We start from the raw sequence: 13,029 nt of genomic DNA, 5'->3' as shown, positions 1-13,029 counted from the left end.
TTGTAAATTTCAATTTTTTGTTCGTTTGTAAGTTTAGCCATAATAAAAAGTGAACCTCCTAAGTTGTCCAACTTTTTCAGTTCACTTCAAATCACTCATTTTTTTATAAGAATTGTAAAGTTTTTAAAATATAAAGCCACATAGTAATAGAAAAACCACTTATTAAAGTTGTCAACATGACCACTGTACTTGTAAGAACTCCTTCATGTCCCATGTTTTTAGCCATCACATAGCATGATACTGTGGTTGCTGAGCCAAGCATAACAAGAATAGCAATCAGTTGTTCTTGTCTAAATCCAAAGAATATAGCTAATGGTAAAAAGAGAGTACAGAAACCAAATAATTTAATGAAAGTAGCACAAAGGGCTGGTTTTAAATCTCCTAAAGCTTTTTTATAATTAAATGTAGCACCCATTGCCATTAAACCAAGAGGAGTAGCTACATTCCCAATCGAAGTGACTGTTTTATCTAACATTGTAGGCATTGGTAAATGAAGTAATGACCAACAAAGTCCAATCACAATTCCAATTAAAATAGGATTGGTGATAATACCTTTTAAAGTTTTCATCCACATTTCTTTACTTATTCCTTTTCTTTCAGGTGAAAAGAAAGAAAGGACAACGACAGCCATAATGTTATATAAAGGTACACTTCCAATAATCATTAAAGGCGCCATTGTTGCTTTTCCATATACATTTTGAATTAATGCAATTCCTAGTAATGCCGCTGAACTACGATAACTTGCTTGAATAAATTCTCCCTGATTCTTTTTATTTTTTAATAAAAAAGAAAGTATTGTTACTATTAAAATACTGAAAATGGTAATAAAAAAACAAAATAAGCCGAACTTCGTATCCCAAATTTCCTTAAAATCTAATGTCGCTAAGTCTTTAAATAGTAATACTGGTAATGGTATTAAAAAGACAAATTTATTCATTTTTGATGCAAAAACATCATCAATAATTCCTATTTTTTTAAATAACATCCCTAATATAATCATCGCAAAAACAGGAACCGTCGCATTTAAACTAAAAATTAAATTTTCCATTATTTCCTCCCTAAAGAAAAAACCGCATAAGCGGCTTAATCTACATATGAGATTGTCATATATCTATTTTTTCCTTCACCTTTAGATTCAGTTTTTAAATGATCCATCTTTGCAATCTCTTGATGCATCACTTTTCTTTCATCTGCAGGCATTGGATCTAATTTTAAATCAGCTTTTGTTCTTAAAACTGTTTTACCAAAACGTCTTGCCATACTTGCAACTTTTTTATAACGTTCTTCTTTATAACCATTGATATCAACGCTTACTTCTAAACGTTTTTTAAATGTTGTACTGACAGCGTTTTTAATAATTAAGTTAATTGCTCTTAAAATAACACCAGCTTTACCAATTAAAATAGAGTTATTGCTTGTATTAATATTGCAATAAATTCTACCATCTTGAACATAAGAAACAGTTTCTACTTCAAATTGCATATCTGTTAAGATTTTTCTTATAAGATTTTCAATATATTCTTGAACCATTTCTACTGTCCAACAAGCAATTTCAGCTTTTTTACTAAATAAACCTTTAGTTTCTAAAGTAACTTCATAATTTAATTGATCAATTGTTACACCTAAATCAAGGCATGCTTTACTAACAGCATCATCTACTGTTTTTCCAGTATAAGTTTTCATATAAATACCTCTATTTATTTTTTATTTTGTCTTTTTGTTAAATAATTTGTATTTGCTTGATCAACTTCTTTTTGTGCTTTTTCAACATGGTAAATATAAATATACCATGTTCTAACAATTGTAATAATGTTTGTTGTCATCCAATAAAGTGACATTGCTGCAGGCATAATTGCTGCAAAGTAAATGATAAATAATGTCATGAAATTATTCATCATGTTCATTGATTGCATTTGTGATGTTTCTCTATATTTTGGATTTCTTTTTGACATGATTGTATTGATTTTCATCGCAAAATATTGAGTTAAAGCAACAATGGCAAGTAATACAATATAGGCAATCTCGAATTTAAATACGTGATCGATTGGTTTAGCACCTAAGTTAATACCAAACATATTTGTTTGATATAAGATTTCAATACGTTGAACCGCTTGCCACATTGCAAACATAATTGGTAATGTTAAGAATGTTGTAAATGAAGCCAACATACTGACATCATTTTTCTTATATAAAGCTTGAATTTCTGCAGACATTCTCATTTGAGAAGTTTGATCTTTTCTACCTTTATATTTATTTTGAATTTTTTCCATTTCTGGTTGAATCAATTGCATCTTTTGTTGAGATACTGTCGATTTAATCATAATTGGTAAAATGATAATATTAATTAAAATAGTAATTAATACAACACCTAAAGCGATATTATTTAATAAAACATCTCCTAAATAAATAATACTTTTAGAAATAGGAATAACTAATAAGAAATCAAAAATTCCTGACTTCATAGACCATGGTGTGTTTAAATTAATTGCTCTTTTAGCAATCAGTTTACCACTTGAATCAAGATTTGCTGTACATCCAGTTAAGGCTACAACAAATAAAACTAAACAAATAATTTTAAAATATTTTTTAGTTTTGTTATCTAAGATCATTTGCTGATCTCCTTTCTCTTTACTTTTTTGTACAAATACTCTAATTCTTTTTTATTTTCTATATATGTATTATCTAAGAATCTTTTTCTTACAATTACTATATAGTCAACTTCTTCATCAAAATGAAAACATTCTTGAATCATCATGCGTAACTGTCTTTTGATTTTATTTCTAGTAACAGCATTTCCTAATTTCTTGCTTACAGAAATACCAACGCGTCCGTGGCCCATTTGATTTTCATCTTTATAAATAATAAAACAAGAATTCGCAAAACTCTTTTTTCTAGCAATAATCTTGCTAAAATCTTCATTTCTTTTTACTCTAAATTCTTTTTTCATAAAATTTTAGAAAAAAATCCACCGAAAAAGTGGATTTTACATTAAGCAGTTAATACTTTTCTTCCTCTTTTACGGCGACGTGCGATTACTTTTCTTCCTCCAACAGTTGCCATTCTAGCTCTAAAACCATGAGTTTTTGCTCTTTTTCTTTTATTTGGTTGATATGTTCTTTTCATATTTTACACCTCCAAAATTTTTATCTTTTTATACAAATAACATATGCTCCTATATCTTATAGGAATTATTGTGACAAGTCAATTCTAAATTCTATATTTCTACTCTTAAATTCATGATTTTTAATGATGACAAATAATAAGAATAACAATTTCTAATGATTATTTGCACATTTTTTTGTGAACTTTTTTAATTTAGAAAAATTCTCTTTATTGTGAATAAGTTTCCTTACTTTATTATTCACATCTTGTGATATATCGAAATAGATAGAAAATTGTATAAAAATAAGTACTTTTATCAAAAAAAGTACCATCACTAAGCATAACTCTTATTAAATGCACATTATTTGTGAACATTTTTCAATCAAGTACGTACGACAACATGTGAATTTCTTTAAAGCTCATAAAAAAACTTATTCACATTTTCCTCCAACTCCTTATAAATCCTTGTTTTTCCCCCTAAAATCAAGTGTACACTTCTAAGTATTTACGTACTTTTGTATCAAAATTCATACAATATATTCAAAATAGTCACTAATCTAATGTGAATAAACTCTTTATTTTAGATATTCACATCCTAAAGTGAATATTATTTCATCTTAACCTTTATCTTACATTTCTTCTATTTTTCTAGGAAAAATCGGATTTTTTCTTAAAATTCACATTGTGAATATTCATTTTTTGTTAAATTTTATGTTTTGACAAGTTTTGCACATGCTTATTCACGTGGTGAATCGAGTTATTCATATGGGTGAATTAGTAAAAAATATACTGATATCAGCGTATTTTTTATTGTGAACAGCTATGTGCACATTGTTTTTTATTCTATACAATATGCACTAAGTTCACATTTAATAAAATTCATAGCGAAAAACGAAGTTGTGAATAATGTGAATAAGTACTCTAAATGATTGATATTTCTCACATTTTTTGTGAATAAAATTGTGAAGCTATTGTGCAGACAGTATTTTTCCTTTAAAAGAGTTCACATCTTTTATATAATTGAGTCGAAAGGGAGTTGAAAATTGTGCAAGATTTAAACAAAATCTGGTCATCTTGTGTAGAAACTTTAGAAAAAAATAAAATAGTTGATGATAAGATCATCTTGGACTCACTATTTAAACCTGCAACTCTAGAAGAAATTGAAGATAATCAAGTTATTATCACCACTGAATTAAAATGGAATATTGATGCTATTTTAGAAAAACAAGCAGAAATAGAATCTATTCTTTCTAATTCTTTTTCTAAACCAATAAAAATCAAAGTATTAGAAGTAGAAGAATATAAAAAATCTAAACAAAAAAGGGTTCCTAAAATCGATAGTCATCTTCATCCTGATATGACATTTGCTAATTTTATCGTAGGAAATTCAAACCGTATGGCACAAAATGCTGCTTTACTTGTATCAACTAAACCTGGTATGAACTTTAATCCTTTATTTTTATATAGTCATCCAGGGCTTGGAAAAACACATTTATTAAATGCTATTGGAAATAAAGCAAAAGAAACAAATCCTAATTTATTAGTAAGATATATTACTTCTAAGGATTTTGTAGATGAAATTATTAATTCTATAAAAACAAATACAACAGATGAGATTTATAGTTATTATAGAAATCTTGATATTTTATTAATTGATGATATTCAATTTTTATTTGGAAAAGAAAAAAGTAGTGAGATGTTCTTCCATATATTTAATGAAATCATTAATAACAATCATCAAATTGTTATTACAAGTGATAAAATGCCTGATGAACTTCAAGGAATTGAAGAACGTTTAATTAGTCGTTTTAAATCAGGTCTATCTTTTGGAATAGATCCACCTGAATTTGAAACAGCAAAGGCAATTTTAGAGAAGAAAATAGAAAATCTAGGTAATACAGATTTAATTATTACAGATGATGTTTTAGACTTCATGGTTATGAATTATTGTAATGATATTCGTTCTTTAGAAGGTCAATTAAAACGACTATTCTTCTGTAGTATCATGGAATCAACTAATTACATAGATATGAATTTTGCATCTGAAGTCTTTAAAGATCAAAAAACTATAAAAAAAGCACAAGAACCACTAACAAAAGAATTCATTTTAAAAACAACCGCTGAATTCTATTATTTAACCATTAGTCAAATTATTTCTAAAAATAGAACGAGAAACTTGGTAACACCTCGTGAAATATGTATGTATTTAATGAGGGAACTTTTGGATATTACTTTTAGTGAAATTGGAACAACTTTTTCCAATCGAGACCATTCTACAGTTATGAAAGCTTGTAAAAGAGTAGAAACAAAAATCAAAAAAGATCCAGATTATAAACTCGCTGTAGATAAGCTTAAACAAAAGTTAGGCACAATATAGTGACTAATATCAACAATATGTGCACATTGATATTCATATAAAAAACATTGATAAAATCAACATATTTTATATTTATGCACATTGTTCACATGCTAATAGTAATAATGACTTATTTTTAAATATATAAATAACAGGAGGCAAATATGCATTTTAGAATTAAAAGAATCAAATTATTAAACGCACTTGCTAAAGCAACAAGAGCTGTATCTGTTCGTAGTCCTTTACCTGTTTTAACAGGGATTAAATTTGATTTACAAGCTCATCAACTTATCTTAACAGGAAGTGATAGTGATATCACTATTCAAACAATTATTGATGAAGATGATGACTTAGTAATCCTTAAAGAAGGAGCAGTTGTTTTAAATAGTCGTTATATCTTTGATATTGTAAGAAAGATCAATAGTGATGATATTGAAATTGAAATTATTGATGGTTTACTTACTCGTATTAAAGGAAGTCAAATTGAATACAGCTTAAATGGTACTGATGCTATTGAATATCCACGTATTGATTTAAGTAAAACAGGAACTCATTTTATGATGAATGCTCTTGTATTAAAAAATATTATTGGAGAAACAAAGTTTGCTGCTAGTGATAAAGAAACAAGACCTATTTTAACTGGTATCAATTTTAAAGCGCATGATCATGTTTTAGAAGTTGTTGCTACTGATAGTTATCGTTTAGCTAAAAAGATTATTTCTATTGATGAAGATGTGACTTTTAATATTACGATTCCTAAATTAAGTTTAGATGAAATTAGTAAGATTATTGAAAAAGATGAACTTATTGAATTATATGTATCTGAACGTAAAGTATTATTTGTGTTTGATAAAAATATTATTCAAACACGTTTAATTGATGGATCTTATCCTGATACAGCTCGATTGATTCCTTTAGAATTTGATTATGAATTAGATATTAATAGAGCTGATTTATTAAATGCGATTGACCGTGTTTCATTATTATTAAATGAACAAAATAATATTGTGAAATTAGATATGTCTAATGAACAAGTTATTTTATCTTCATATCAACAAGAAATTGGTTCAGTAGAAGAAAATTTAGCTTCTTCTTTCTATAAAGGAGAACCACTTACTATTTCATTTAGTTGTAAATATGCAAGTGATGCTATTAAATCATTTAGTGGTGATAAAATAAAAATATTATTCACTGGAGAAATGAAACCATTCATCGTTAAAGATTTTGATTCTGATGAATTATTACAACTTGTTTTACCAGTTAGAACATATTAAGAAGCGAAAGCTTCTTTTTTTTGTAAATTTTCCTTTTAATTGTTTATTTGGGGAGTAATTTTTATTTTAAGAGCTTTTTTATCAAAAAAGTATTTTTCTATTCATAAATAAAAATAGCGAATATAGCGCAATATTTTGAATTTTTATGATTTTTATGATATACTAACTTAGTACAATTATAGAGAAAAGAAGGTTAAGTATGAAAGAAATACCAATTAAAGATGAATATATTAAATTAGATCAATTTTTAAAATTTGTTAATCTTGTATCTAGTGGGATTGAAGCAAAAATGATTATTAAAGATGGTCAAGTAAAGGTCAATGGTGAAGTGGAACTTAGAAGAGGAAAAAAGCTTCATGATGGTGATCAAGTTGAATTTGAAGGAAATTTTTATTGTATAAATGCGCATCAATAATTTAGAACTGACTGATTTTAGAAATTATAATCATTTTTTTATTGAGTTTGATCAAGGAATTAATATTTTAATTGGTGGGAATGCTCAAGGGAAAACGAATATTATCGAAGCAATCTATTTATTATCTGTCTGTAAATCTTTTAGAACACATATCAATGATCAAATGATTCAATTTGATCATGACTTTGCAAAAGTAAAAGGAAATGTTTTTTCTAATGAAAGAATGCATCAATTAGAACTTATTTTATCTAAGGAATCCAAAAAAGCAAAAGTAGATGGAAAAGATATTTTAAAGATTTCAGATTATGTAGGTTATTTAAATGCGGTTGTCTTTGTACCAGATGATTTATCATTGGTTAAAGGTTCTCCGAGTATTAGAAGAAAGTTTTTAGATTTGGAGTTATCTAAAATCTCACCAATTTATGTTTTTTATCTTACTAAGTATAATCGATTATTAAAGGAAAGAAATCAGTATCTTAAATTATTGAATCAAAGAAGAGGTAAATATGATGAATATCTAGAAACTTTAGATGAGCAATTAGCTGAAGTTCAAATTAAGATTATTGAAAAAAGAAATAATTTTATCGAACGTTTATCTTTAAAAGTAAAAGATATTTATTTAAATATTGCAAATTGTCATGAGATCGTTGAATTGCAGTATGAATGTTTTATTAAAAATGTTAATAAAGAAGATATTTTAAAACTTTATCAAAAAGGATTTGAAAGAGATTCAAGATATTTAAGTACTTATTATGGAATTCATAAGGAAGATATGAAGATCTTTATTGATAATAAGAGTGCACATCAGTTTGCTTCTCAAGGTCAACAAAGAACAATTGTTTTAAGTATGAAAATAGCTTTAATAGAATTAATAAAAGAAGAAATTGGAGAATATCCTATTCTTTTATTAGATGATGTTTTATCAGAATTAGATGATCAAAGAAAAACAAAACTTTTAGATATTTTAAATAATCGTATTCAAACGTTTATTACAACAACATCAATAGATGGAATAGAACATCATGTTATTAAAGAAGCTAAGAAAATTAATATTAATCATAGGGAGGAAAAATGATGGCAGAAGAAAATAAAGTACAACATAGCTATGATGAGTCAGATATCCAAGTATTAGAAGGATTAGAAGCTGTTAGAAAAAGACCGGGTATGTATATTGGTACAACATCATCTAGAGGGTTACATCATTTGGTTTGGGAAATTGTTGATAACTCAATCGATGAAGCTTTAGCAGGGTATGCAAGTCATATTAAAGTGATTTTGAAAGATGACGATGTAGTTGAAGTTATTGATGATGGTCGTGGAATGCCAACTGGAAAACACGCTAAGACAGGTAAATCAACAGTTGAAACAATTTTTACTGTTTTACATGCTGGTGGTAAATTTGGTGGCGGAGGCTACAAAGTTTCCGGTGGATTGCATGGTGTAGGTGCTTCTGTTGTTAATGCCTTATCTTCATGGCTAGAAGTCAATGTTTATCGTGATGGAAAAGAATACTATCAAAGATTTGAAAATGGTGGGACACCAGTTGCACCATTAAAAGAATTAGGACATACTGATAAGCAAGGAACAAAGGTTACTTTTAAAGCAGATGCTGAAATCTTTAAAGAAACAACAACTTATGATTATGAAGTTTTAAGACAAAGAATTAGAGAACTTGCTTTCTTAAATAAGGGATTAAGAATTAGTTTAACTGATTTAAGAGATGGACAAAATCGTGAACATGATTATATGTATGAAGGTGGTATTAAGGAATATGTTGCTTATATCAACAAAAATAAAACACCAATTCATGATGAAATCATTTATGTAGAAGATATGCAAAATGATATTAAGATTGAAGTTTCAATGCAATATAATGATGGTTATCAAGAAAATATTTACTCTTTCTGTAATAATATTAATACACATGAAGGAGGAACACATGAAGAAGGTTTCCGTTTAGCTCTTACAAGGGTTATTAATAACTATGCAAGAAAAGGAAACTTCTTAAAAGAAAAAGATGATGCTTTATCAGGAGAAGATTGTCGTGAAGGTTTAACAGCGATTATTTCTGTTAAACATCCTGATCCTCAATATGAAGGACAAACAAAAACAAAATTAGGAAATGCAGAAGTAAGAAAAATTGCTTCAAATATTATTTCTAAATCATTGGATCAATTTTTATTAGAAAATCCGGATACTGCCAAAATTATTGTTGAAAAAGCAATCGTTGCTTCTCATGCACGTTTAGCAGCGAAAAAAGCACGTGAAATGACAAGAAGAAAAACAGGAATGGAAATTACATCATTGCCTGGGAAATTAGCTGACTGCTCATCAAGAGATGCTAGTGAATGTGAAATCTTCATTGTCGAAGGGGATTCTGCCGGAGGTAGTGCTAAGATGGGTAGAGATCGTCGTATTCAAGCTATCTTACCGCTTCGTGGTAAAATCTTAAATGTTGAAAAAGCGCGATTAGATCGTGTTTTATCAAGTGATACGATTCGTAGTATGATTACTGCTTTTGGTACAGGAATTGGTGAAGATTTTGATATTAATAAATTACGTTATCATAAAATCGTTATTATGACCGACGCCGATGTCGATGGAGGACATATTCGTATTTTAATGTTAACTTTCTTATATCGTTATTTAAAACCTTTAATTGAAGGTGGCTTTGTTTATGCGGCTCAACCTCCACTTTATTTATTAAAACATGGAAAAGAAGAACATTATTTATATAGTGATGAAGAATTAGATGATTTAAGAACAAAGTTAGGTGAAGGTGCAAAATATTCTATCCAAAGATATAAAGGGTTAGGAGAAATGAATGCGGATCAATTATGGGAAACAACAATGGATCCTGAACATCGTATTTTAAATCGTATTGAATTAGATGAAGCAATGGAAGCTGATATGATTTTTGATGTATTAATGGGAGAAAAAGTTGAACCTCGTAGAGAATTTATTCAAGAAAACGCAAAATATGTAACTGATTTAGATATTTAGAAGGAGTAGAAAATGGATAATCAAGAAAAAGGAATTAGAAAAATTCAATTAACATCAGAAATGAAAACTTCTTTCATGAATTATGCCATGTCAGTTATCGTAGCACGTGCATTACCTGATGTAAGAGATGGAATGAAACCAGTTCAAAGACGTATTGTTTATGGTATGAATGAACTTGGTTGTTATAGTGATAAAGCGTATAAGAAATCTGCGCGTATCGTTGGGGAAGTTATGGGGAAATATCACCCTCATGGAGATTCTTCAATTTATGAAGCCTTAGTGAGAATGGCACAAGATTTCTCATATCGTTATATGCTTGTAGATGGTCATGGAAACTTTGGTTCAATTGACGGTGACGGCGCTGCCGCTATGCGTTATACTGAAGCGAGAATGTCTAAAATTTCAATGGAATTAATGAGAGATATCAATAAAGATACGATTGATTTTATTCCAAACTATGATGGTGAAGAAAGAGAACCATCGGTATTACCTTGTCGTATTCCTAACTTATTGGTCAATGGGACAACAGGAATCGCTGTTGGGATGGCTACAAATATGCCACCTCATAATATTGGTGAAGTGATTGATGCCGTTATTGCGGTAAGTAAAAATCCTGATATTACTGTTTTAGAATTAATGGAAAATTATATTCAAGGACCTGATTTTCCAACTGGTGGATATATTTTAGGAAAGAGCGCTATTAAAAAAGCCTATGAAACAGGTAATGGTCTTATTGTTATGCGTGCTAAAACAGAAATTGAAGAACATAAGGGTAGACAAAGAATTGTTGCTTATGAAATTCCTTATCAAGTAAATAAAGCAAGATTAGTCGAAAAGATTGCGCATTTAGCACGTGATAAAGTTGTTGAAGGTATTAGTGATGTTCGTGATGAATCAAACCGTGAAGGAATTCGAATTGTCATTGAATTAAAGAGAGATGTTCAAGCAGAAGTTATTTTAAATCAATTATATAAATTAACTTCTTTACAAACAACATTTGGTGTCAATAATATTGCTTTAGTTAATAATGAACCTAAAACTTTAACACTTAAAGAATTAATTCAATATTATTTACAACATCAAGAAGAAGTTATTCGTCGTAGAACACAATTTGAATTAAATAAAGCAGAAGCAAGAGCACATATTTTAGAAGGTTTAAAGAAAGCCTTAGATCATATCGATGAAATTATTCAATTAATTCGTACAAGTAGAACAACTGAAATCATTCAACAAAGATTAATGGATGAATTTGGAATGTCTGATAAACAAGCTAAAGCTGTAAGAGAAATGCAATTACAACGTTTAGCTGGTTTGGAAAGAGAAAAGATTGAAGAAGAATTAAATAATTTATTAATTACAATTGCTGATTTAAAAGATATTCTTGCTAATGAAGAACGTATCTTAGAAATCATTAGAAATGAATTATTAGAAATGAAAGAAAAATATGGTGATAAACGTCGTACTGAAATTATTCAAGGTACATTTGATATTGAAGATGAAGATTTAATTCCAGTAGAAGATGTTATTATTTCACTTACTAATAATGGTTATGTAAAACGTATGCCAGTAGATACTTATAAATCTCAAAATAGAGGTGGACGTGGTGTCAAAGGTATGGCAACAACACAAGATGATGTCATTAGTTCACTTATTCATATGTCAACACATGATGATTTATTGATCTTTACAAATAAAGGAAAGGTATACCGTTTGAAAGGATATAATATTCCTGAATTTGGTAGAACTGCTAAGGGATTACCAATTGTTAATATTTTAAATCTTGATAAAGATGAAAGTGTTAAATCATTAATTAATATTAATAAGAAAATGATTGAAGAAGATAAACATTGGTATTTATTCTTTGCAACTGAACAAGGTTTAGTTAAACGTGTTGATATTTCAGAATTTGAAAACATTAGACAAACAGGTAAGATTGCTATTAAGTTAAAAGAAGATGATTCTTTAGTTGGTGTTAAATTAACTAAAGGGGATGATGAAATCTTAATTGCTGCTAGTAATGGTAAACTTGTAAGATTCTCTGAAGGTCATGTTAGACCAATGGGAAGAAGTGCAAGTGGTGTAAGAGGTATTAATGTTGATGGTTCTAAAGTTATTGGTATGACAACAAACCGTGAAGGACAATTAATTATGGTTGTTACGGAAAAAGGTTATGGTAAGATGTCACCAATTGATGAATATCGTGTTTCTAATCGTGGTGGAAAAGGTGTTAAAACAATTAATGTTACTGAACGTAATGGACAAATTGTAGCGATTAGAGCAGTAGAAGGTAATGAAGATTTATTAATTATTACAGATGATGGTATTGTGATTCGTTTACCTATGGAACAAGTTAAAACAGCAGGACGTGCGACTCAAGGTGTAAGACTTATTAAAGTACATGATAGCAAGGTTTCTTCTGTGGAAGTTGTTGCTAAAAATGAAGAAGAAGTTGTAGAAGAAGGTGAAGAAGAGTCAGAGTAATCTGACTCTTTTAGAAATGAATGGGGAAGAATTAAAAAGATTGTTTAATCGTTTAGATCATTCAAAGTTTAGAAGTTCTTTTCATCTTGCTAAAAAGTATAAAGATTATTGTAATGAAAAAGGCTTAGATGTTATAGAACAACACGCCAGAGATTTTATTTCTAAAAGAATAGCACCGGCTGTGATTTTAAATGATGGAAAGCAAACACCGATGAAAAATCATCCTGTGTTTATTGCTCAACATGCCACAGCTTCATGTTGTCGAGGGTGTTTATATAAGTGGTATCATATTAAGCCACATACACAGTTAAATGACAGTCAACAAGAGATGATTGTTCAAGTGATTATGGCTTGGATTAAAAGAGAATTGCAAAGAAAATAGCCTTGATGTATAATCA

At 28.7% G+C, this 13,029-nt stretch carries 12 protein-coding genes; 7 read left to right on the top strand and 5 right to left on the bottom strand.

What is annotated here, in order from left to right; genetic code table 11:
* Positions 1–103 precede the first annotated feature (103 nt).
* Genes OCV55_RS03570 through rpmH form a run of 5 tightly spaced genes read right to left on the bottom strand, consistent with a single transcriptional unit; the run spans position 104 to position 3,123 of the window.
* Positions 104–1,048, bottom strand: a complete 945-nt coding sequence (locus OCV55_RS03570) for an AEC family transporter (RefSeq protein WP_147579815.1) — start codon at positions 1,046–1,048, stop codon at positions 104–106.
* 35 nt (positions 1,049–1,083) lie between these two features.
* Positions 1,084–1,683, bottom strand: coding sequence for a Jag family protein (locus OCV55_RS03565; RefSeq protein ID WP_032091104.1), 600 nt, complete (start codon positions 1,681–1,683; stop codon positions 1,084–1,086).
* Between the two features lie 14 nt (positions 1,684–1,697).
* Positions 1,698–2,609 carry a YidC/Oxa1 family membrane protein insertase gene (locus OCV55_RS03560; RefSeq protein WP_032091105.1) on the bottom strand — a complete coding sequence of 304 codons (912 nt, stop codon included), beginning with the start codon at positions 2,607–2,609 and terminating at the stop codon, positions 1,698–1,700.
* On the bottom strand, positions 2,606–2,947 hold the full coding sequence (gene rnpA, locus OCV55_RS03555) for a ribonuclease P protein component (protein WP_032091106.1): 342 nt from the start codon (positions 2,945–2,947) through the stop codon (positions 2,606–2,608). Before rnpA ends, OCV55_RS03560 begins: the two co-directional genes overlap by 4 nt.
* A gap of 41 nt (positions 2,948–2,988) precedes the next feature.
* A complete protein-coding gene (gene rpmH / locus OCV55_RS03550) occupies positions 2,989–3,123 on the bottom strand; it encodes a 50S ribosomal protein L34 (protein ID WP_022002045.1) in 135 nt (44 codons plus the stop codon).
* A gap of 1,024 nt (positions 3,124–4,147) precedes the next feature.
* Between rpmH and dnaA the strand changes: the two genes are divergently transcribed.
* From dnaA to OCV55_RS03515, 7 genes are all read left to right on the top strand, one after another.
* Positions 4,148–5,479 carry a chromosomal replication initiator protein DnaA gene (dnaA, locus tag OCV55_RS03545; protein WP_147579814.1) on the top strand — a complete coding sequence of 444 codons (1,332 nt, stop codon included), beginning with the start codon at positions 4,148–4,150 and terminating at the stop codon, positions 5,477–5,479.
* Positions 5,480–5,622: 143 nt separating this feature from the next.
* Positions 5,623–6,732 carry a DNA polymerase III subunit beta gene (dnaN, locus tag OCV55_RS03540; RefSeq protein WP_147579813.1) on the top strand — a complete coding sequence of 370 codons (1,110 nt, stop codon included), beginning with the start codon at positions 5,623–5,625 and terminating at the stop codon, positions 6,730–6,732.
* 199 nt (positions 6,733–6,931) lie between these two features.
* On the top strand, positions 6,932–7,147 hold the full coding sequence (gene yaaA / locus OCV55_RS03535) for a S4 domain-containing protein YaaA (protein WP_022002042.1): 216 nt from the start codon (positions 6,932–6,934) through the stop codon (positions 7,145–7,147).
* Entirely contained in the window at positions 7,134–8,222 is a 1,089-nt protein-coding gene (recF, locus tag OCV55_RS03530; protein ID WP_147579812.1) for a DNA replication/repair protein RecF, read from the top strand. Before yaaA ends, recF begins: the two co-directional genes overlap by 14 nt.
* Complete coding sequence (gene gyrB / locus OCV55_RS03525; RefSeq protein ID WP_032091110.1) at positions 8,222–10,150, top strand: DNA topoisomerase (ATP-hydrolyzing) subunit B; 1,929 nt, start codon at positions 8,222–8,224, stop codon at positions 10,148–10,150. The genes recF and gyrB overlap by 1 nt, the downstream gene beginning before the upstream one ends.
* A gap of 12 nt (positions 10,151–10,162) precedes the next feature.
* Positions 10,163–12,631 (top strand): DNA gyrase subunit A, encoded by a 2,469-nt coding sequence (gene gyrA / locus OCV55_RS03520; protein ID WP_032091111.1) that lies wholly within the window; start codon positions 10,163–10,165, stop codon positions 12,629–12,631.
* On the top strand, positions 12,612–13,013 hold the full coding sequence (locus tag OCV55_RS03515; RefSeq protein ID WP_227351971.1) for a DUF4186 domain-containing protein: 402 nt from the start codon (positions 12,612–12,614) through the stop codon (positions 13,011–13,013). The genes gyrA and OCV55_RS03515 overlap by 20 nt, the downstream gene beginning before the upstream one ends.
* Positions 13,014–13,029 lie beyond the last annotated feature (16 nt).

The organism is [Clostridium] ammoniilyticum, from assembly GCF_025566905.1.
GTDB classification, from domain to species: Bacteria; Bacillota_I; Bacilli_A; order Erysipelotrichales; family Coprobacillaceae; genus Faecalibacillus; species Faecalibacillus intestinalis.
This window is presented reverse-complemented; position numbering and strand designations above follow the sequence as displayed.

What these genes read in the sequence shown, in the direction of transcription:
- OCV55_RS03570 (WP_147579815.1), bottom strand. Translation starts at nt 1,048, where the DNA reads ATGGAAAATTTAATTTTTAGTTTAAATGCGACGGTTCCTGTTTTTGCG.
- OCV55_RS03565 (WP_032091104.1), bottom strand. Translation starts at nt 1,683, where the DNA reads ATGAAAACTTATACTGGAAAAACAGTAGATGATGCTGTTAGTAAAGCA.
- OCV55_RS03560 (WP_032091105.1), bottom strand. Translation starts at nt 2,609, where the DNA reads ATGATCTTAGATAACAAAACTAAAAAATATTTTAAAATTATTTGTTTA.
- rnpA (WP_032091106.1), bottom strand. Translation starts at nt 2,947, where the DNA reads ATGAAAAAAGAATTTAGAGTAAAAAGAAATGAAGATTTTAGCAAGATT.
- rpmH (WP_022002045.1), bottom strand. Translation starts at nt 3,123, where the DNA reads ATGAAAAGAACATATCAACCAAATAAAAGAAAAAGAGCAAAAACTCAT.
- dnaN (WP_147579813.1), top strand. Translation starts at nt 5,623, where the DNA reads ATGCATTTTAGAATTAAAAGAATCAAATTATTAAACGCACTTGCTAAA.
- yaaA (WP_022002042.1), top strand. Translation starts at nt 6,932, where the DNA reads ATGAAAGAAATACCAATTAAAGATGAATATATTAAATTAGATCAATTT.
- recF (WP_147579812.1), top strand. Translation starts at nt 7,134, where the DNA reads ATGCGCATCAATAATTTAGAACTGACTGATTTTAGAAATTATAATCAT.
- gyrB (WP_032091110.1), top strand. Translation starts at nt 8,222, where the DNA reads ATGGCAGAAGAAAATAAAGTACAACATAGCTATGATGAGTCAGATATC.
- gyrA (WP_032091111.1), top strand. Translation starts at nt 10,163, where the DNA reads ATGGATAATCAAGAAAAAGGAATTAGAAAAATTCAATTAACATCAGAA.